The following is a 19,972-nucleotide window of genomic DNA, read 5'->3' as shown; positions in this document are numbered from 1 at the left end:
CTTTAACAGAAATTATTTATTAAAAAAATCTTTTATAATTCGCGCAGTAAACAATCGCGCACCTGTGTCATTCATGTGTCCGCACGACGAAAAATAGCGATCTTCTAACACCACGTTTTCATAATTGTGAATTTCAGGATATAGTTTTTTTACTTTATCAAAATAATCCAATCCTTTGGTATTGGAACACATCGGAGTCATAATTGCAATAAAATTAATATTATTGGCTGCACAAATTTGCTTGATTTCTTGATAATACTTATTGGGTATGGGTTTCAAAGCGCGTATATCATTTTTCATATTCCCCTTTTTATTCCCTAATGGATAATACCCTTGATGATCTAAATGAACTGTTTTCTTATGAATACTATTAAAAAACATTTCCCTAAATCCAATTTTGGAGTCAAAAGCAACATAGCGGTAGAAAGGGATATAATACAATTGATTGAAATTTTTCTCCTTAGAAAAATGCTCCTTAATAATATCCGATTGATGAATATAAGGCAGAAATTTGGCTGCTATTCCTTCTGCTTGATGTTCATTAGACAGATTCAAATCCGTTTCCAGTATCAGGTTTTTTATAACGTACTTCCGCTCTACCATCAGTTTCAGCAGTAGCGAAGCTTCAAATAAATGGGAACCGCTCATGCCAAAATTAAAGGTTTTCAATCCTTTTTCCTCAAACATCGGAGCAACAAAATGATTGTTCGCTCTGGAGGAACCTAAAATCACCACATCATATTTTCTGGCTTTAGAATTATAAATATAGTCTATTTTACCTCTGTTGGAAGAATTCAAATAAACAGCGGTATATATAAAGTCTAAGACAACAGCAATTAATACCGTTACGATTAGTGTTTTGAAAGCGAATACTATAAATTTTTTCATGCGTAACTTTATAATTATTGTTGTTTGTAAAATTGTAACAAAAGCATCATATTACAACTCGTACTGTCATGCCGAGCGCAGTCGAGACAGTTTAACTTTTAAATGAATCTCGACTGTTCTTGATTGGACAAAAATATAATATTTCAACTCGGGTGTCACGTCGAGCGCAGTCGAGACGCTTAGTCATACTATTCTTCAACTTCTTTGCCATCCCCATCTGGTTTGTACTTATGATGTGTTGCATTTCTACATTCTGATAAATTCTGTATTCGTTCAAAATTTCCATCAATTAATGCCTGTTTTTTTTCCATGCTCCATTTCTTTAATTTCTTTTCAAACTCAATAGCCTGATTAGGCTCCGTAAAATCCTGATAAAAAACTAATGAAACTGGTCTTCTGCTATGTGTATAAGCTTCTGTATATTTGCCCGCATTGTGCTCCATTACTCTTCTTTCAACATCAGAAGTTACCCCTACATAAAGGCTATCATCATTGCACTTAAGAATATATACATAGTAGAATTTCATAAACCCTTTTTAATTACCAATCTCGACTGCGCTCAATTTGACAATACCATTACAGCCTATCCTAAGCGCAGTCGAAGAACTCAAATCATTTTGTCACGTCGAGCGCAGTCTAGACGCCTCTTGTTTTCAGAATAATTTTGACAAAAGTATCTCCTTACCACAGTCATGACGTTTCTTCTTTTAAATTAATCTCGACTGCGCTTGATTTGGACAAATCAAAACTGAAAATAAATAAATTCCTTATAATCGGAATACGTTCCCAAAGCAACTACCGCCGCAATGCATAACGCTAATTTTAAACTACTGTATTTTCCTGAAATAGGCTCCACTTGTGTTCGGCTCTTCCATTCGACCAATACAAAGCCCAGAATCAAGAGTATTATTTCATAATTATAGCGTTCGTTTTCTAAGTATTGAGACTGAAAACTTTGATTGGTAAAAATCCGGCCAATATAATCAAAAGCTTCTCCTATCGATTTTGCTCGGAAGAATATCCAGGCTAAACAGGTCAAAAGAAAAGTGCTGATCATGCTTAAAAAAACTTTGAACGAATCAAAATTCCAATACAATTGCACCGTTTCCATATTAGAACGATTCTTCTTTAAAAGCAATAACGGTAAAAAATACAACGCATTGATAAACCCCCAAGCAATAAAAGTCCAGTTGGCCCCATGCCAAAATCCGCTCACCAGAAAAATGATAAAAGTATTGCGAATTTTCATACCCATACCGCCACTGCTTCCTCCTAATGGAATGTATAAATAATCCCGGAACCAGGACGAGAGTGAAATGTGCCAACGCCGCCAAAACTCAGCAATATCTCTGGAAAAATAAGGATAATTAAAATTACGCAGTAAATCAATTCCAAATAGTTTGGACATTCCCAAAGCCATATCGGAATAACCCGAAAAATCCCCATAAATCTGGAAAGCAAAATAAAAAGCACCCAACAGCAACGACAACGAATTCATAGATTCATAATTGTCAAAAATAGCATTGGCATAGGTGGCACAGGTATCAGCAATAACTACTTTCTTAACCAATCCCCATACAAACTGATACACCCCTTCTTTGGCTTTATCAAAATCAAACATGCGTTTTACTTTTACCTGAGGCAGTAAATGGGTTGCTCTTTCTATAGGTCCGGCAACCAGCAATGGAAAATAACTGACAAACAGCGAATAATCCACAAAGTTATATTCGGCTTTTATTCTTCTTAGATAAATATCAATCACATAGGACAATCCGTGAAACGTATAAAAGGAAATACCCACCGGCAGAATAACGTTAAGTAATAAAGGACTTGTTTGTAACCCGAGCCCATTCAATAATTCGGAAAAGGAATCCGCAAAAAAATTATAATATTTGAAGATGCCTAAGAAACCTAGATTTATGGTAATAGTGAACCAAAACCATAATTTTCGACCCATTGATGTCTTGGCTTTTTCAATGCGAATACCGGTATAGTAATCTAAAAACGTGGAAAAAACCAACAAGAATAAAAAACGCCAGTCCCAACAGGAATAGAAATAATAACTCGCTATAATGAGGACTGCATTTTGAGTGCTTTTAGTTTTATTAAAAACAAACCAATATAGTACAAATACAATAGGCAGAAATATAGCGAAAGATAGGGAATTGAAAAACATAGATTATTATAGCGGATTAACGGAGGTAAAATTAATGTTATTTCTTCAGTAGTAAAGCAAAATAATTAGCAACCATTTTCGTCAAAGACAAATTATCTAAGGTATCATTTAACGGACAATCATCTATTTTTAATTTATGAGTTAAAATATTTTGTAAAATTTCCTTTAATTCCAAAACATTGGCTTCTTCAAATAAAAAGCCATTTTCATTTTCAAGTACCAAACCTAAAACATTTCCTTGATTACGAGTTGTAATTACCGGTAAATTACTCATCAAACTTTCGACAACGGAATAACAAAAAGTTTCTCCATGTGAAGGATGAATCAAATAATCATAATTGCAATACATTTCATGCAGATTACAAATATTTCCTTTGAAATTAAAAAAATCATGTAGAGAAAGATCCTGAACCATTTTTTTTAATTCGCCCTCAAAATATCCTGCTCCGTAAATATCAATCGTAAAACTAAATGACCTTAAATCTTGAACCGCTAAAATTAAATCTTGAATTCCTTTTTCTTTCCTTAAATGGGATGCAACAATAAACTTATTATTAAAAGAAAATTTGCTTTTTTGTTTGAATTGCAAAACATCTAATCCATTCAAAATAACTATTGCTTTTCTCTTTATATGAGATCCAAAATCCATGATCATTAACTTTTTTGTAGAATCAGATACCCCTACAAAAACATCTATATGTCTGGAATATAAAATCCCTTTAACTCGTTTCGCTATTTTCTTTTTAAAAGAATAGCCGTTCAAAGGTCTTGGATTGTGGTCAACCACTATAATTTTGGCGTTTGATACTAATTTTATTTTATAAAAAAAAGGAGTGCACAATTCCACAAAATGAGTGATAATGTGAGAATAATCCGTTTTATTCGCTTTGCAAAAATCAAGAAAATAGTTTTCCACAGATTCATAATTACTATTAAAAACTGCTAGATTAGAATACTTCCCATGATCAGATTGATTAGGAAAAAACCAATCCACTTGAATCCCATTTTCTTCGCACTTTTGATCAAAATACCAAAAAAAGTAATCCATTCCACCCACTCTTTCAGGAAGCAGCTCATAATTACAAAGTACCGCTATTTTTCTTGACTCAGTCATTCCATTGAGATAAAGTTGCAACAATCCGCTTGCTGGTTCCTGATAAAGGCTCGCCTATTTGTAAATCAATCATCGTTGTTCTTTGTACTGTTCTTGATGTAGGATTAATCAAAGCCTCATTGATTTGTGCTATTAATTCAGTTGCATTTTTAGCAATAGTAACTGACTGGCTGTCTACTACTTTTTTAAAATGATCATATCCTAAAAATCGTTGGTCGTCATATAATCCATTGTTAGGATTCCCGAAAACAGTATTAATAACCGGTTTGTCAAACAACATAAAATCTAGACTCATAGTGGAACACATGTTGACATTCAAGTCTACATATTCCAACAACGAACGCAAATCTTTGATATCTTCTTCACTTGGGATACGTTGTGACCACCTTTCGGCATGATTTTCCCGAGTCAAAATCCATTTGGGATTGTTCCAGATGATTTCCGGAAACTCTTTCTTTATGCTTGCAAAGCGCTCCGGACTTTCTGCAGGAGAAGTCCGGACCAAAAACTGACACGGTAAACCAATTGCATTTTCACGAATCGCTTGGGCTATCGCTCGAATGACAAGGGCATCATTTTGACCAATACTGGCGTCAGCACAACTGAAACAAATCGTTTTTTTATGCCAGTCCAAATTAAACTTCGAATAGAAATCCTCTTTCTCCGTTTTGTATTTATCCATTACATAAGGCTCAAATTGAGGGGTACCCACCACCTTCACATTTTCCTTTTTCACATTAGGATAAAAATAGAGCAATTCAGTTTTCATCAAATCACTCCAAACCAAAAAATAATCAAAGGTACCCAACATCCTCCCCTTTGAAGCCAAATTATCCCAACTGAAAATAAAAGTACTAACCGGGATCTTATTTTTAATTCCAGCATATAAAAATGGTGCTAAATACGGTGGTCTTTGATGGGTAAAAAATAAATGAGAAGGTTTATCCTGATGAAGGAGATCCATATAGCCTTTCGTAATTTTATCATTGGAAAAAGACAAAAACTGCATCTTTTCGGCGAATAAGATACTACCGATTGAGTGTATAATACGAGTAAAAAAATACAATCCTTTTATCAATAAAGCACGAACAGAATTACTTTTAGGATATCCAGAAACGAGATTATCGTTCATTCCATAAAAAGTTTTGTACTGTTGCAAATGGGCTAATTCTTTCCATTTCCTGAAAAACCAGGTCCATTTCCCCTCTACAAATAGAGGCAACTCTCTAATTTCAACATTTGCACCATTAAAACTACTGTAGCAACTTTTGGCCAAACCAGAATAGATAATAATTTCTTCAAACTGTTTAGATGCTTCTGTAACAAAGTCACTCATAACAAAGTTCCTAAAACCTACTCCGTCGGTGATTACTATGCCTAGTTTTTTCATTTATAACCAATAATTTTTTTAATTGAATTCTTAATAGATTTAGTAATTTTTCTCTTATTACTTTTAAAAAAATAAGAAATTTTAGTACATCCTATATTAAAAGGACCATAAATTTTCAGCTTTAAATAATCATTAGAAAGTCTGTACTTTTTTTCATCATGCTGAATCCAACGATTTGGATAAAAGTCCGATTCATTATAATATTTTAAATATTCACCATCAAAAACATGAATAGGTCTAATAATTTTAGAATTTTTCTTTTCTCCTAACCATGCCATCCACCACGAAAAAGTTGAGTTACTAATAATGTAATTATCAAATTTACTTCCCAAACACATTTGTTCAATCGGACTTAAATTTTCTAAGAAATAAGCATTTGGCAAAAATGAAAAATGATTTTTACAGTAGTTGATGTTGTCGCTTGCAAAAATGATATTGTACTGATTTAAATTTTCAAAATGAGTTAATAATGCCGTTAAATAATATTTGTATGTTAATTGAAAAAAGTTCGGATTGTTTACAAAATCACCTCGTCTAACAGTAACTAAAATAGTTTTTTGAGTAAAAAGATGTTTTTGTTTTTCCAAAAGGTTTTCTTCAAATTCTGTTTTAAATTTAAATACATTTTTTATGTTTGAATTAGAAAAATAACTTTCTGTTTGTAACCATCCGTTTAAATCATAATTTTCGTGAGCAACTTCCCAATTATAGTAATTAAATTTATTTTCTCTTATTGATATCCAATCATCTATATTGGAACAGGTATTGAAATTGAATTCAAAATAATCAGCATAATCCCAAAACGGAAAACAATATTCTTGATTGTTTTTTTCTGCAATACCAATAGTTGAAGCAATTTGAAACAATTGATTCCCTAAATTACCTTTTTTTCCAAGATTTAAAAATGTAATCATTAAATAAAGTCTTTAAATTGTTTTTGATGATTCATTTTCCAAAAAATCTCTTTCTGAAGACATGCTAAAAACAATTCGGCACTATTGCCTTCCCCAAAATCAACATGGGATTGAACCACTTGATGAGAATCAATACCATTTAAAGCCTCTGAAATATTTTTTTTATTATAATCCACATTGATTATAGCTGCATCAACGGTTCTATTTCGTTGACGAGTACCAATATTAATAATAGGGATTCCATAGTAAGGTGCTTCCTTTATTCCGGCACTGCTATTTCCGATAATAAATTGACAATTTTTTAATAATGTCAAAAAATATTCAAATCGTAAAGAAGGAATAATTCGAAATCGAGAGTTCCCTTTTAACTGTTCATAGGCACTTAAAACCAATCGACTTCCTAAATCATTGTTGGGATAAACCACTACATAATTGTGAGTATCTTCTAATAATGCCGTTACAAATTGAATAGCATGCTGCTCCATCTGGTCAATTTCTGTAGTAACTGGATGAAACATAACAATAGCAAACACATCAAAATCTATTTGATAGTAACTTTTTGCCACAGCTAGTTCCGGTAATGTATCAGAGAACATTACGTCAACATCTGGCGAACCAATAGTAAAAATAGATTCTTTAACCTCTCCCATTTGCAACAACCGTTTGGCCGCATCAGTATTAGAAACAAAATGAATATGACTCAATTTACTCACACTATGCCGAATCAATTCATCTACCGTTCCGGAGAGTTCACCGCCTTCAATATGGGCAACCAAAATATTATTTAAGGAGCCCACAATAGCACCCGCCAAAGTTTCAACCCGGTCTCCATGAACCACAATCAAATCAGGGTTTACTTCTTTGCAATAGCTTGACAAGCCTTCAATGGTTTTAGCCAAAGTTAAATCCATCGTGGTTTCATGCGTATGATTCTCAAAAGTAGAAACATTCTTAAAATGACACCGTTCAATTTCTATCAGGGTGTATCCATAGGTTTCTTGCAAATGCATACCGGTTACAAATACAAATACTTCAAAATCATCCTGATCTTCAAGGATGGTAATCAGTGATTTTATTTTACCAAAATCAGCTCGGGTTCCCGTCAGGAATACTATTTTTTTCATTATAATGCTATTATATCGAGCGCAGTCGAGATATTTTTAGTAATCCGTATTATTTATTAATGTGTATCCGTTGGGTGCAATTATCCAGAACGTCAGTTCCAGTGTTTTTTTGTGTAGTAAAACGAAACAAAAAATGTATCGAGAACCATTTTTAATAGTAAGTACCCCCAATGGGCTAATGAGCTTTAATTTTTATTCAAACAAAATAGGATAAAGTCACCACTAAGCAAAATCGATCCAATCTAATTGTTCGTCATTAGCGATAGTTCGGGTTGCCACTTTACCGATTAAATCATTAAAATGTTCTGCTAGAATTTTTCCGGTTCCAGGACGTTTCACCCAAATATTTTCTTTGGTAAGCACGTCTCCTTTTTGTATTGGTTTAATCGCACAAACGGTCGCAAAAGCAAAATCTATAGTTACCTGTTCTTCTAAAGCGGGTTCCTTGACTCCACCGCGCATTTGCCACATTTCATTGGAACTTAGTAGTAATTCATTTGTAGTTTGTTCATCCATACTGCACACGATATCGGGACCCGTCCGCTGCATGTGGTCTGTAAAATGGCGTTCCAGAATACTGGCACCCAAAGCGACAGCACCTAAACACGCCTTATTATTCAACGTATGATCCGATAAACCAAAAACTTTATCCGGAAAAGCGTGATGCATTTCCATCATGGCTCCAAATCGAACCAAATGAATCGGTGTGGGATATAAATTAGTAGTATGCAATACTGCAACAGGGACTTTATGTTTATCAAAAATAGCAATGGCTTTGCGAATACTTGCAATGGTGTTCATCCCGGTACTCAATAGTACAGGTTTTCCAAAAGAAGCAATGTGCTCTAATAATGGGTAGTTATTACATTCGCCGGATCCTATTTTATAGGCGGGTACATCGAATTCCTCCAACCGATCAGCCGCGGCACGAGAAAAAGGAGTTGATATGAAGAGCATGCCTTTACTTTCTACATACTTTTTTAAGTCCAATTCGTCAGCTTCGTTCAAGGAACAACGTTCCATAATTTCGTAAATAGAAACATCGGCATTACCCGGAATTACTTTTTTGGCAGCTCCACACATTTCGTCTGCTACAATATGGGTTTGGTGCTTCACCACCTCAACACCTGCTCTTTTTGCGGCATCAACCATTTCTTTGGCCACTTGCAAAGAGCCTTCGTGATTAATGCCTATTTCAGCAATAACTAAGGGTGGATAATCAGGACCTATTTTTCTTCCGGCAATTTCTATATATGGGTTCATGGTTTTCTGTTGTGAGTTATCTATTTTATCTTGTAATTTAGCCTGTCTTCAGCAATCACCGAAAGACTCGAAAGGACAACTATATTGCATTTTGTCTTGTCTAGCGCAATCGAGACACGTTCTCTTACTGGTTGCTTTATGTCATGTCGAGCGCGGTCGAGACACTTTTTCAATTAAATACTCCGCATACTCCATATCTTCTTTCGTATCAATATCTACGTGAGCAAAAATATGATTTACCAGGTATGGAAATGCATTTTTTGTAATTATTTTATTTTCAAGAATGGACTTTGCCTTTGTAATATACAACAATCCGTTTTCAAAATAAAGCGGTTCTAAATCCTGACTGCGTTGCCCAATTTCGTAATTGAACGGAACAAAGGTTCCAGATGTGATTTTTCCGAATTTCTGATGGTTTTGAGTAACGGTAAACAAACTATCGACTTTTTCATTTTGGAATTTTTCAAGGCAATCTTTCAATAAATTTGGCGGGCGCAACGGATTGGTGGGCTGCAACAATATGACATTTTCAACTTCAAAACCTATATTTCCTAGAACATGCTGAACAGCAGTAAGGGTAGGCTCCAAATCTCCTGAAAGATGATCTGGTCTATCAATGACTTTAGCCCCGTAAGCTAATGCTATTGCTTTTATAGTGGGATCATCTGTAGAAACATAAATGGCATCAATAAAGGCACTATTCGCAACTGCATACTGTATCGAATGTACCAATAAAGGCAATCCTCCAAACAATTGAATGTTCTTTTCCGGAATCCGTTTTGATCCTCCTCGTGCAGGAATGATGGCTATGTTTTTCATATGCAACTCATCTTATGATTTAAAGTGTGGCTTCTTCTTCTGGTTTCCAATACAATCGTGTTTCTGGGAGTTTTTGGTATGCTTCATACTCAGCACCCGTCAAACGATTCCTGTTGTTTATTATTTTTGGAAGTGCGAACAACAAATCCATCAGTGCTAATAAAAGTCCTTTCAGTGCTTTCCAATCTCCCTTAAAAACTTTTAATTGCAATTGCATCCAAATGGAATACGCCATTTTTTTTGGAATAAGCGGAAGTGGTAAAAATAAGAAATACAAATTCCATCCAGAACATAATGAACGTCTTAAACGAAGACTATAATCCGTATTATCTTTTCTTGCTTTCAAATCAACGCGATGATGAACCAAAAGTTCCGGTAAATAATCAATTGCCCAATTCTTTTTGAATAATTGATACGAGGCAAAATCCTCCTCCCCATAAAAAACAAACCACTCCGGATAATTTGGAATAGCTCTCCAAGCTGACATTCTCCATACATGAGCACAACCAACAAAACTTTTCATACGGATAGACAAATCACTCGAAAATATGCTACTAGGATTTTGTTTAGACCAAAATACTCTAAATCCCAACAATCCAACTTTAGGATTTTTATCAAAATAATTAGCAATCAATTCTAATGGTTGCTCTGTTACAAAATGAGCGTCATCATCTAGTGAAATGGCAAAATCAGCCCTTGTCTCATTCAACATTTTGTTTCTGCAATACAAATATCCTTTAGAATAGGGATTTCTTTCGAGTTTTACCTCTGGGAAATTTTCTTTTACAAACTCATACGTCCCATCGGTAGAACCGTCATCAAAAATAACACATTCAACATCGGTTTTTTCAATTAAATATTGAATTTTATGTAAGGTATAAACCAAATCCTCTAGACGATTTTTGGTTGTAATCAATATTGAAAACTTCTTAGAGACTACTTGCATGTATTAATATTTTTCAATTATTGCTTTTGGTAATTTTTTCCATTTCAAAAACAATTTCACCAAAAGCTTACTTGAAATAAATTTGACAAACAATCTGTTTTTCATCCAATATAAAATAGGATGCACCCTCTTTTTATTTTCAAAATTATAATGGACTACTTCTTGTTTAGTTTTTAGAACAACAAGTGTTCCCATCCAATCTTCAAGAGTATTCCCCATATGGTAGGCATAATTATCCTGAGTAGTAACCCTCCAATAATCTTTTTTTAAAGGCAAAGAATCTAGATAACCTTCACTATTTCCTCCCATTTTATAGCCAATGTACGTAATGATAGTTTCGAAAATATCTTTTTTATAAGTCGCTACAAAATGTCCTGAACCAATCAAAACATTCAATTCAGAATTAATTTCTAATGCCAAATTATAGGCTAAATAATCTTGATTGTAATTCCTGTCCCAACCAATACTATCATAAAAACGAATTAAAGCAGCTTTGTTTTTTACAGGTACAAATCGAAGTTCTGAATTAAATAAGGTGTCAAATAACACATTCCCACAATTACTTTCATACATTTTGAACTGAGGCACAATACCCACGACTCCTGCTTTAGGAACCTCCTTAAACACTTTCATGGTTTCCATTTGCCAATTGGGTAAGAACAAAACATCTGCATCTGAAATCGTAACCAGTTCAATGTCATTCCCTGCCAATCCTTTTAGGATGGCATTGAGTTTACCTATATTCTCTGTATGAACAAGTTCCTGTATTTTGTTTTCCTTCAAAAGTAAATCTAGATAATGGGAAACCAACTTTTCACTTCCATTATTGACAATAGTGACAAAAGTTTTTTGATGAATGGTGTTGAATAATGACTCTAAACACAATTTTAAAATAGTAAAACTATCCTTAAAATAACCTTCCTGATTAGGAATATAAACTGGAATTACCACCTGATGATGATAGGTTCCTTCAAGAATTTGGTCTTTATATGGGTTATAGCCTACTCGCATAGATTAAAATCTGTTGGGTTTATTTGTTAAAAATTTAATCATAAAAAAGAACCTTTTAAATATGTAAAAAATTTCGATAAAACAATTTAGAGTTGTTTTAAAACCTGAGTGTAAAAAGCCTTTAAAAGATTTAAATATTGTAAAATTACTATGGTGTAGTTGATAACTTCCAATAACTTCGTTTTTAAACCTAAAGAAATTTTGTGCCTTTGTTCTATTTATCTGATAGCAAAAAATTGAAGGAACAAACTCTATTTTATAACCTTCTGCAACAACTCTTTTGGTCCATTCTTTATCTTCGAAAGTAGTAATATCAGATTTAAATGGATGTTTTTGCCAAACTTTCTTATTAAATGCTGAACATGCAAAAATTAGCCCTGCCTTATTGTAATCGTCACTACTTGAAATATTATTTATATAGCCTGAATAATCATTAATATTATGCAAACATCGTAAACCCGCAAGTTCATCTTCTCGTCCTTTAAATTTTTCTTTTATCAATTTAAAAAAATCATGGCTCACAGGAAATGAATGTGCACTAAAAATAATAACAATATTATTTTTAGCAGTTTCAGCAGCTAGATTTGCACTAGCTCCATAACTAAACTTTTCTACCGTGATAAATTTGGCTTTATATTTTTCAGAGATAAGTTTACTGTCATCTGTAGATAGGTTATCTAAAACAATTACTTCATCAAAATCCCCTTTATACCTTTCAGATAAATTACGAAGTAAAAACTCTAAAGCTTTATCCTGATTTTTATTTCTTATTACTACTGATATCATATTTGAGAGATTAATATAGTAGAAAATTAATAAAACTTAAATTAAGCTTACCTTTTCTATACCAATAAAATAGAATTTTTTTCCGTTGAAAATAAGTGTATTCTTTCAAAATTTCATTTAATCGATAAACATACTGCTCTTTTGCCTTTTGCAATTGTATTAAATCCTCCTTCTGGTACATCTTAATACCCAAATAATAACTGTAAGAAAAATTAATATTTAATTCTTTTGAATAATTAAATAGGAACTTAGAATATAATTCTGGATGTTTATGCATAATATAAGCAATTAATTTATATCTCTTTTTACTATCGATGCCTTTCATTCTAGACAGAGGTTTAGATCTATAATATAAACAGGCAGTATCTATTTTTTTTGCATACCCGCCATGTTTCAACATACTAACCCAAAACTCCCAATCTTCATAACCTTCAACCATTTTCTCATCATAACCTTGTGCTTTCTCCCAGTCTTTTTTACGAAAAAGCCCAGAGCAATGAATCATGTTACTAAATATTAAATAATCAAAATCAAAATTTGCCAATTTTAATGCTCCACTTGACGCTCCAAAATTTTCAACAATTCCATAAACAACTTTTGCTTTATCATCATTCAAAAGAATTTCTAAGCATTTTTCTATATAATTCGTTTGTAATTTGTCATCGGCATCGAGTGGTAAAATATAATCTGCTATAGATTTTTTTACAGCAAAATTTCTAGCATTTGAAACACCTTTATTTACCTTTTTAAAATATTTTATCCTTCGATCTTTAGAACAACATTTTTTAGCCACTTCATCTGTATCATCATTTGACCCGTCGTTTACAATAATACATTCCCAATTAGTATGCGTTTGTAAGAGTAAGGAATTAATTGCGTCTTCAAGGAATTATCCTTGATTGTAACATGGTACTATTACAGAAACTAGTGGTATTTGCATAATTTAACTGTTTTATTAAATCTTTAGTTTATTTAACGAAATTTTTAAACTACGAAAGACAGATAAAAGAAAGTTACAATATTGATGAAAATCATTATTTTTAAAACAAATAATAGAAATTTTAAAAAAATAATTTATTTTCTTTTTATCATTTAGGTAGGACTTGGATATTCTACTGAATAATTCTCTCTTTTGCTTTTCGCTAAATAAATTACTTTTTTTAGATAATAAAAAATAATAAAAATCAAAAGTTGACTTCGTTTTCAATTCTAAATTAAAATCATTTCCTGAAATACTTTTATTTGAAATTCTGATACAAATTTTCGCAGTATTTACTGAAAAAATATTTTTAAAATTAGAGAATTCCAATACAGCTAAAATATCCGAGTACCATCCTAATGAAAAATTTTTAAATCCAATTTTCAGCACTTGCTCTTTTTTAAAAGCATATTCACTCAAAGAACTTCTTGTTTTTCTAAATAAAAAATCAACTGAATTTTCAATTCTTGGATGATAATAAGTTTCAGAAATAAATTTACCCTCATCATCTATTTTCTGCGTCGAAAACCGAACTACATTGATTCCCTCCTCTTCTATTTCTAACAAATTTGCATAAAAAGCCTCCACTACATTTTCCCCTAACACATCATCATCTCCCAAAATCATTATCCATTCTTCATTACTTGATAATGCAATACAGCGTTCCCATTGTTGAGTAAGTGAAGTCCCTCCAAGATTTTCTTCAAAACGATGATATTCAAAATCAAACTTTCGTTGGTACTTTTCTAACAAATCATTTGGACTCTCAGGACTGGCATCATCACCAATATAAACTTTAAATCGCTGATTGGTTTGAACTGCTAACGAATCTAATGTAGCTTCAAAGAAAGTGAATTTATAATATGGGATTATTATTGCTAACATTTATTTTAAAAAACGTACTAATAATTGTATACTTTTAATTTTCTTAAATCTTTCTAAAATCTTAAATCCATTCGAATTTTGATAATTTATAATATACTTTTTTAGTACAACTAACTCTTTCATTTTTTTGTTTAATACAAATATCAAATAATCATTATAAACTTTTTCAGGAACTAACTTTTGCAAACTAAGAATTGCTTTAAAATAATTATCTTCCATAATTTCAACCTCTTTAGTCATACTATCAGAATGAATACGATATAAAACGAGTGGCTTATCTATAAAAACACAATGCGCATGATTCTTAAAGAATGTTAACCACATAATCCAATCTTCTTTAGCTTTGAGCTCAATAGAAAATCTAAAATTTTGAAACAACTTAGTATCAAAAAAACCACAATGAATAGGGATATTAAATTTATAATCCCACCCAAAAATCATTTCCTCAAAAGTAAAATACTCTTTTCTTAACTCACAAAATGGAATACTAGATACATTTTTATCAATAGTAAACATTCTAAAGTTAGAAATTATGATTTTGCAAGTATCACTGTTTATATTATTACATTCAATTAATGATGATTCAAGCTTTTTAAAATCCAAAAAATCATCTGAATCTAAAAACTGTATATAATCACCTTTTGCAATATTTAAACCCACATTCCTAGCACTACTCAAACCACCATTTTCTTGAAAAGCATATTTAAAACGAGAGTCTTTCTCAACCCATTTATTAGCAACTTCCTTCGTATTATCTGGGCTACCGTCATTAACAATTATGCATTCCCAATTGGCATAGGTTTGTTCTAAAACCGATTGTAGGGCTTCATCTAAGTATTGGGCTTGGTTGTAACAAGGAACGATGATGGAAACTTTAGGATTATTCATAAAACAATTCTTGATACTTGGCATTAAAATTTTCTAATGCAAAATTCATTTTTGCATGTTCTCTTGCATTTAAAGATAAACTAAAATACAATTCTTTATTATCAATAAGCTTTATAATCTTTTCAGCAGCAAATTCTATAAATTTTACAGGTTCAATTGGAGCTAAAAATCCATTTTTACCATCTATTAAATGTTCGGATATACTGCCAACATTACTAGAAATCACAGGAATTCCCAATTCCATAGCCTCCATAATTACTAAAGGAAATCCTTCACGGCTTGAAGTAACAACTAATATTGAAATATTTGAAAATTGTTTCCGGATCAACTCTTCATTATTACAATTTTCAAAGTATGTAACATTTGGAAATTCTTTTTTATAATTTCCAAAATTATCTCCTATAGCCTTAGCTTTTATTCCAAGTTCTTTTATAAGTTCAAAAAATAATTCAGGTCGTTTTTCAGGAGAATTCCTTCCCACAAAACCGATTGTAAAATTAGAGAATCTAGATTCTATTTGACAACTATCAAAATCATAAATTTTTATTCCATTCGATATTATTCTGAATCTATTCAAAAAAGAATCATTAATACCATTCTCTTTATATAAAATTTTATAATCTTCAAATGTTCTATTATTAATTACGACTCTTTTATTCAGTAAATTAATATATGGCAAAGAAGAAATTTCCATTCCATTCTCTGGAAAAGAGAAAGCATGTGTCAAATCTATAGCTATAATTTTACTTTTTAGTTTAGTAATAAAATTATAAAAAAGACTACTGTTACTTCCAAAAAAGACAATGGGTAAAAAAGAGGAAATAATTTGAAGAAAACGAAACGCAAATTTTCTTCTTTTGGCATTTGTTATTAGAAAACAATATGCGTTTTCTTTAAATTCCTTTGAAATTTTATACGTATTTGAATAATCAAAAAAAACAATCGGTTTCCATTTTAATGATTTAATAATATTAAGATGTACACGCTCTGCTCCACCTATATGGTGATGAGGAATAAAAATGAAAATTAATTTAAATTTTTCTAGCTTCACAACATATCATTTTATCTTCTTCAAGAAGCTTAACATTATCAACTTTTAAAGTAGAATATTTCTCAATTTGATTCCTCAAAGTATAAGGACTGTACCAACAATTATGGTCAGGATGAACCACTTCTACAAAATAATCATCACCATAAAAGTTTCTAGATAAATGCTCTTTTGAAAAACAATTTGGGGCTGTGATTATAAAAATTTTCGCTTTTATTTTTGACAATCCTTCTAAAAATGTTTTAACATTATCCACATGTTCAATTGTCTCAGGAACCAAACACACATCATATTCTATATCAGACATTTCTGAAAAATCAGAAAAAAAATCTTGATTGACATATTTTTTCAAATTATCAATTCCTACTTTATCAATATCAAAACCATGCAAAACCTTTGTACATTTTGAAAGTTTAATATGTAGATTATTGTTGGGGTCAAAAATTGGCCAATCAGTACAACCAAAATGCAACACTGTCTTATTAGAACAAAGATCCTCGAAATAAGCAAGTCTATTTTGAATTGCAGTAGTCTCAACTCTTTGAACCCAATAATTATCAAATTCTAGATATTTTGCTTTTTTTTCTTTCTTAAAAATATTTTTCATATTTCTTTTTAATTTATATTAAATTTCCATTCTAAATTTGGAGTAACACTACCAATATATGAAGTATTAACGTATTTAATATCTACCATTGATTTGATTTCAAACATAACACATTCCAATGCTTCAAAATGATTCTCTTTACTGTCTCCAAACCAGATAGACATCGTATAAGCTCCGTCGACTAATCTTGGATTTATAATTTTAGCTTCTATTTCACCTATTTTAAAATTTTTTTCTATATCTATTTCTAAATTATGAATTACAGGATTACCACCTAGAATTGGATTCCCAAATTCATTGTATATAATAAATCCAAAATTTGGAATATCTATTTTTTCATTGGAATTATATTTTGCCTTAATAATTAAGTGTTCATTCTCCTGTTCCACATTTACCTCTAAAATTGGGGCATTTAAAAAAGTAGCTTTATTATATATGTTATAAACTTTTAAATATTCAGAAACTGCCTCATCAATCCCCCCCTCAAACACCACTTTCCCATGCTCAAGCACAATCCCCCTAGTACACAAACTCTTTACCGCCGCCATATTATGACTCACAAACAACACCGTTCTACCGCCTTGTCTTGAAATATCCTGCATTTTTCCCAAAGCTTTCTTCTGAAACTCAGCATCGCCCACAGCCAAAACCTCATCAATGATAAGAATTTCAGGTTCTAAAAATGCCGCTACGGCAAAAGCCAATCGCACCGTCATTCCGGAACTGTATCGTTTTACCGGCGTGTCAATATAGCGTTCACATCCCGAAAAATCAATGATTTCATCAAGTTTTGCAGCAATCTCTTTCTTGGTCATTCCCAGAATGGCACCGTTCAAGAAAATGTTTTCCCGTCCCGTCAACTCTGGATGAAAACCCGTCCCCACTTCAAGCAAAGAAGCAATCCTACCTCTTGATTTAATACTTCCCGTGGTAGGTGCTGCCACTTTCGACAGAATTTTAAGCAAAGTCGATTTTCCAGCCCCGTTTTTTCCTATAATACCAATGACTTCTCCGCGCTCCACTTCAAAGTTAATATCCTGCAAAGCCCAGACATAATCACTATCACCTTTGGTACTACGATCATTCGTATCGCCTATTTTAAGGTAGGGATCCTCTTTCCCTCTCAATTTATGCCACCATCGGTTCAAATCATGACTGATGGTACCAGTACCTACCTGCCCCAAACGGTATTGTTTAGAGATATTTTCAGCTTTTAATATAATGTCTTTACCCATAGTGCAATTTCTCCTCCCGCCCCCCTCAAAAGGAGTAGGGGCCGGTACTTAATAGAAATGTTTTTTATCTACTTTTTCTTTTTTAAATTTTATTATTGAAGTTATCTGAATCATATCCTTAACCACAATAATCATTTAATAATTTAATACCCAACCTTCTCTAGCGTCTCCTCCGAAGGAAGGATACGCTAGTACTATAACTTTTCTGAGTCAAATTCCATCTCGTCTGCCCCTCCTTGGCCGGGGGCCGGGGGGAGGAATCTAAACCGTATCTATAAATGTTTTTTCTGTTTTGTTAAAAATCAGCAATCCTATAAAAAAAACGGCTATCGCTACAACACCAACATATATAAAGGAACCAACCGAAAAACTTCCGGTGTTCAACAACATATATCGGGATATTTCAATAACATATGCCATTGGATTATAATCAATAATCCACGAATAATCAGGCATCTTTTCTTGTATCAATGCCAATGGGTAATTGACTGCCGAAATATACATCAGCAACTGTATCCCAAAAGTAACTAAATACGTCAAGTCCCTGTATTTAGTGACCATGGAAGAAATAATCATTCCAAGACCCAATCCCAACAACCCCATCAAGACTACTAAAACCGGAAAAAAAAGGAGCGTAAAATTGGGCGATAAGGACTCCCCCGATACTATAAAATAAATATAAAAGGCTATAAAAATAAGCAACTGCAATCCAAACTTAATCAGGTTGGAGAGCACTATAGATAATGGCATGATGATTCTTGGAAAATAAACTTTCCCAAACAACCCGGCATTGGCTTTAAAAGTATCCGAAGTAGCCAACAAACAGGAGGAAAAATAATTCCAAACAGTAATACTGGCCAAATTAAACAAAAATGGCGGAACACTACCAGTAGCAATTCCTGCAACAGTATTGAAGATAATCGTAAAAATAACCGACGTAAACAGCGGCTGGATAAAATACCAGAGCGGACCTAAAACGGTTTGTTTGTAAACCGTTACAATATCTCTTTTAACAAAAAGCAGCAACAAGTCCCTATACTGCCAAACCTCATTAAGATTCAGTGAAAAGAATTTGTTTTTAGGCGTTATTTCAAACAACCAGGGCGTAGCGCCATTTTCTGAATTATTCATTGTTTTAGGATGCTTATGTACAAAGCGGGACATCGCAAGCCGACATTCATTTTCTTTATACAACGGTGGTATTATCAGGCAAATATAACCATTTGCTCTAGAATTAACCCATTGGGTGTAATTATTAAAAACGGCAGCTCAAATACTTTTTTTAGCATGAACGAAAAAGAAAACAAATTCCTAACCATTTTAATTACACCCAACGGGTTAATAATAATAATAATTCCGTTAACGCTTTTCACACCACTCTTACCCCGCCCTTAAATAAAAAGCATAGAAAAACAACGAGAAAGTAAAGTGGCAGCAGTCCGCGAGTTGAGGACTAAGGACGAACGGCTCGGGCTGCGGAATGTTTGAAATTAAAAGGAGGACTGCCAGTGGCTGTCAGGTAAATAAATAAAACCGTTTTTAAGCTTTTGATTTTCAGGCTTTATTTTTTGTTTCTTTTGCATCAAGGCAAATCGAAGATTCAGCGAACACCACTTATAATAAAAGTTAAGTGAGCTAAAAGAAAAGATTGTTCTTCATATAAAGTAGAAGTATCAATAAATAAACATACAGTCAACCCATGAATACTTTTTGTTTCTTTTGAAATCGAGGTTTCACGAACCACAAAAAAGTATTAACTCGTGAGTAATCAAGACAAAAGAAAAGATTCAGCAAACACAATTTATAATAAAAGTTAAGTCCGCTAAAAGAAAAGATTGCTCTTCAGAAATAATAATAATAATAATAATAATAATACCAATAAACGTTAATTCAACCCCT

19 protein-coding genes are annotated in these 19,972 nt (G+C 32.5%); all 19 read right to left on the bottom strand.

All coding sequences use genetic code 11. From position 1 onward, the window contains the following. Positions 1-12: 12 nt before the first annotated feature. Complete coding sequence (locus tag BMX64_RS15130; RefSeq protein WP_091174250.1) at positions 13-888, bottom strand: hypothetical protein; 876 nt, start codon at positions 886-888, stop codon at positions 13-15. 188 nt (positions 889-1,076) lie between these two features. Continuing rightward, positions 1,077-1,415, bottom strand: coding sequence for a GIY-YIG nuclease family protein (locus tag BMX64_RS15125; protein WP_091174245.1), 339 nt, complete (start codon positions 1,413-1,415; stop codon positions 1,077-1,079). 215 nt (positions 1,416-1,630) lie between these two features. Next, positions 1,631-3,064 (bottom strand): MBOAT family O-acyltransferase, encoded by a 1,434-nt coding sequence (locus tag BMX64_RS15120; RefSeq protein WP_091174242.1) that lies wholly within the window; start codon positions 3,062-3,064, stop codon positions 1,631-1,633. Positions 3,065-3,101: 37 nt separating this feature from the next. Beyond that, the gene (locus BMX64_RS15115) at positions 3,102-4,178 is read right to left on the bottom strand and encodes a glycosyltransferase family 4 protein (protein WP_091174237.1); all 1,077 of its coding nucleotides are present in this window, start codon (positions 4,176-4,178) and stop codon (positions 3,102-3,104) included. After that, positions 4,171-5,568, bottom strand: coding sequence for a hypothetical protein (locus BMX64_RS15110; RefSeq protein WP_091174233.1), 1,398 nt, complete (start codon positions 5,566-5,568; stop codon positions 4,171-4,173). Before BMX64_RS15110 ends, BMX64_RS15115 begins: the two co-directional genes overlap by 8 nt. Then, positions 5,565-6,482 carry an alpha-1,2-fucosyltransferase gene (locus tag BMX64_RS15105; protein ID WP_091174231.1) on the bottom strand — a complete coding sequence of 306 codons (918 nt, stop codon included), beginning with the start codon at positions 6,480-6,482 and terminating at the stop codon, positions 5,565-5,567. Before BMX64_RS15105 ends, BMX64_RS15110 begins: the two co-directional genes overlap by 4 nt. Then, a complete protein-coding gene (gene neuC, locus BMX64_RS15100) occupies positions 6,482-7,606 on the bottom strand; it encodes a UDP-N-acetylglucosamine 2-epimerase (protein WP_091174227.1) in 1,125 nt (374 codons plus the stop codon). Before neuC ends, BMX64_RS15105 begins: the two co-directional genes overlap by 1 nt. Positions 7,607-7,828: 222 nt before the next feature. After that, the gene (locus BMX64_RS15095) at positions 7,829-8,869 is read right to left on the bottom strand and encodes an N-acetylneuraminate synthase family protein (protein ID WP_091174224.1); all 1,041 of its coding nucleotides are present in this window, start codon (positions 8,867-8,869) and stop codon (positions 7,829-7,831) included. Between the two features lie 141 nt (positions 8,870-9,010). After that, on the bottom strand, positions 9,011-9,688 hold the full coding sequence (locus BMX64_RS15090; RefSeq protein WP_091174221.1) for an acylneuraminate cytidylyltransferase family protein: 678 nt from the start codon (positions 9,686-9,688) through the stop codon (positions 9,011-9,013). 19 nt (positions 9,689-9,707) lie between these two features. Next, a complete protein-coding gene (locus BMX64_RS15085) occupies positions 9,708-10,634 on the bottom strand; it encodes a glycosyltransferase family 2 protein (RefSeq protein WP_091174218.1) in 927 nt (308 codons plus the stop codon). A gap of 3 nt (positions 10,635-10,637) precedes the next feature. Then, on the bottom strand, positions 10,638-11,645 hold the full coding sequence (locus BMX64_RS15080; protein WP_091174215.1) for a glycosyltransferase family A protein: 1,008 nt from the start codon (positions 11,643-11,645) through the stop codon (positions 10,638-10,640). 3 nt (positions 11,646-11,648) lie between these two features. Then, a complete protein-coding gene (locus BMX64_RS15075) occupies positions 11,649-12,431 on the bottom strand; it encodes a glycosyltransferase family 2 protein (protein WP_091174212.1) in 783 nt (260 codons plus the stop codon). Positions 12,432-12,441: 10 nt separating this feature from the next. Next, the gene (locus tag BMX64_RS15070; protein WP_091174210.1) at positions 12,442-13,305 is read right to left on the bottom strand and encodes a glycosyltransferase family 2 protein; all 864 of its coding nucleotides are present in this window, start codon (positions 13,303-13,305) and stop codon (positions 12,442-12,444) included. An 81-nt stretch (positions 13,306-13,386) separates the two neighbouring features. After that, positions 13,387-14,295 carry a glycosyltransferase family 2 protein gene (locus tag BMX64_RS15065; RefSeq protein ID WP_091174207.1) on the bottom strand — a complete coding sequence of 303 codons (909 nt, stop codon included), beginning with the start codon at positions 14,293-14,295 and terminating at the stop codon, positions 13,387-13,389. Further along, a complete protein-coding gene (locus BMX64_RS15060; protein ID WP_091174306.1) occupies positions 14,296-15,183 on the bottom strand; it encodes a glycosyltransferase family 2 protein in 888 nt (295 codons plus the stop codon). It abuts the gene before it with no gap. Further along, positions 15,176-16,234 (bottom strand): glycosyltransferase family 4 protein, encoded by a 1,059-nt coding sequence (locus BMX64_RS15055; protein WP_091174203.1) that lies wholly within the window; start codon positions 16,232-16,234, stop codon positions 15,176-15,178. Before BMX64_RS15055 ends, BMX64_RS15060 begins: the two co-directional genes overlap by 8 nt. Beyond that, a complete protein-coding gene (locus tag BMX64_RS15050; protein ID WP_091174198.1) occupies positions 16,215-16,838 on the bottom strand; it encodes a class I SAM-dependent methyltransferase in 624 nt (207 codons plus the stop codon). Before BMX64_RS15050 ends, BMX64_RS15055 begins: the two co-directional genes overlap by 20 nt. 8 nt (positions 16,839-16,846) lie before the next feature. Further along, positions 16,847-18,073, bottom strand: coding sequence for an ABC transporter ATP-binding protein (locus BMX64_RS15045; RefSeq protein ID WP_091174194.1), 1,227 nt, complete (start codon positions 18,071-18,073; stop codon positions 16,847-16,849). Between the two features lie 261 nt (positions 18,074-18,334). Further along, positions 18,335-19,204 (bottom strand): ABC transporter permease, encoded by an 870-nt coding sequence (locus BMX64_RS15040; protein ID WP_091174192.1) that lies wholly within the window; start codon positions 19,202-19,204, stop codon positions 18,335-18,337. Positions 19,205-19,972 lie beyond the last annotated feature (768 nt).

Source organism: Flavobacterium sinopsychrotolerans (genome assembly GCF_900110375.1).
Lineage (GTDB): Bacteria > Bacteroidota > Bacteroidia > Flavobacteriales > Flavobacteriaceae > Flavobacterium > Flavobacterium sinopsychrotolerans.
The sequence above is the reverse complement of the archived record's forward strand: the minus strand, read 5'-3'. Positions and strand labels throughout refer to the sequence as shown.

What these genes read in the sequence shown, in the direction of transcription:
- BMX64_RS15130 (WP_091174250.1), bottom strand. Translation starts at nt 888, where the DNA reads ATGAAAAAATTTATAGTATTCGCTTTCAAAACACTAATCGTAACGGTA.
- BMX64_RS15125 (WP_091174245.1), bottom strand. Translation starts at nt 1,415, where the DNA reads ATGAAATTCTACTATGTATATATTCTTAAGTGCAATGATGATAGCCTT.
- BMX64_RS15120 (WP_091174242.1), bottom strand. Translation starts at nt 3,064, where the DNA reads ATGTTTTTCAATTCCCTATCTTTCGCTATATTTCTGCCTATTGTATTT.
- BMX64_RS15115 (WP_091174237.1), bottom strand. Translation starts at nt 4,178, where the DNA reads ATGACTGAGTCAAGAAAAATAGCGGTACTTTGTAATTATGAGCTGCTT.
- BMX64_RS15110 (WP_091174233.1), bottom strand. Translation starts at nt 5,568, where the DNA reads ATGAAAAAACTAGGCATAGTAATCACCGACGGAGTAGGTTTTAGGAAC.
- BMX64_RS15105 (WP_091174231.1), bottom strand. Translation starts at nt 6,482, where the DNA reads ATGATTACATTTTTAAATCTTGGAAAAAAAGGTAATTTAGGGAATCAA.
- neuC (WP_091174227.1), bottom strand. Translation starts at nt 7,606, where the DNA reads ATGAAAAAAATAGTATTCCTGACGGGAACCCGAGCTGATTTTGGTAAA.
- BMX64_RS15095 (WP_091174224.1), bottom strand. Translation starts at nt 8,869, where the DNA reads ATGAACCCATATATAGAAATTGCCGGAAGAAAAATAGGTCCTGATTAT.
- BMX64_RS15090 (WP_091174221.1), bottom strand. Translation starts at nt 9,688, where the DNA reads ATGAAAAACATAGCCATCATTCCTGCACGAGGAGGATCAAAACGGATT.
- BMX64_RS15085 (WP_091174218.1), bottom strand. Translation starts at nt 10,634, where the DNA reads ATGCAAGTAGTCTCTAAGAAGTTTTCAATATTGATTACAACCAAAAAT.
- BMX64_RS15080 (WP_091174215.1), bottom strand. Translation starts at nt 11,645, where the DNA reads ATGCGAGTAGGCTATAACCCATATAAAGACCAAATTCTTGAAGGAACC.
- BMX64_RS15075 (WP_091174212.1), bottom strand. Translation starts at nt 12,431, where the DNA reads ATGATATCAGTAGTAATAAGAAATAAAAATCAGGATAAAGCTTTAGAG.
- BMX64_RS15065 (WP_091174207.1), bottom strand. Translation starts at nt 14,295, where the DNA reads ATGTTAGCAATAATAATCCCATATTATAAATTCACTTTCTTTGAAGCT.
- BMX64_RS15060 (WP_091174306.1), bottom strand. Translation starts at nt 15,183, where the DNA reads ATGAATAATCCTAAAGTTTCCATCATCGTTCCTTGTTACAACCAAGCC.
- BMX64_RS15050 (WP_091174198.1), bottom strand. Translation starts at nt 16,838, where the DNA reads ATGAAAAATATTTTTAAGAAAGAAAAAAAAGCAAAATATCTAGAATTT.
- BMX64_RS15045 (WP_091174194.1), bottom strand. Translation starts at nt 18,073, where the DNA reads ATGGGTAAAGACATTATATTAAAAGCTGAAAATATCTCTAAACAATAC.
- BMX64_RS15040 (WP_091174192.1), bottom strand. Translation starts at nt 19,204, where the DNA reads ATGAATAATTCAGAAAATGGCGCTACGCCCTGGTTGTTTGAAATAACG.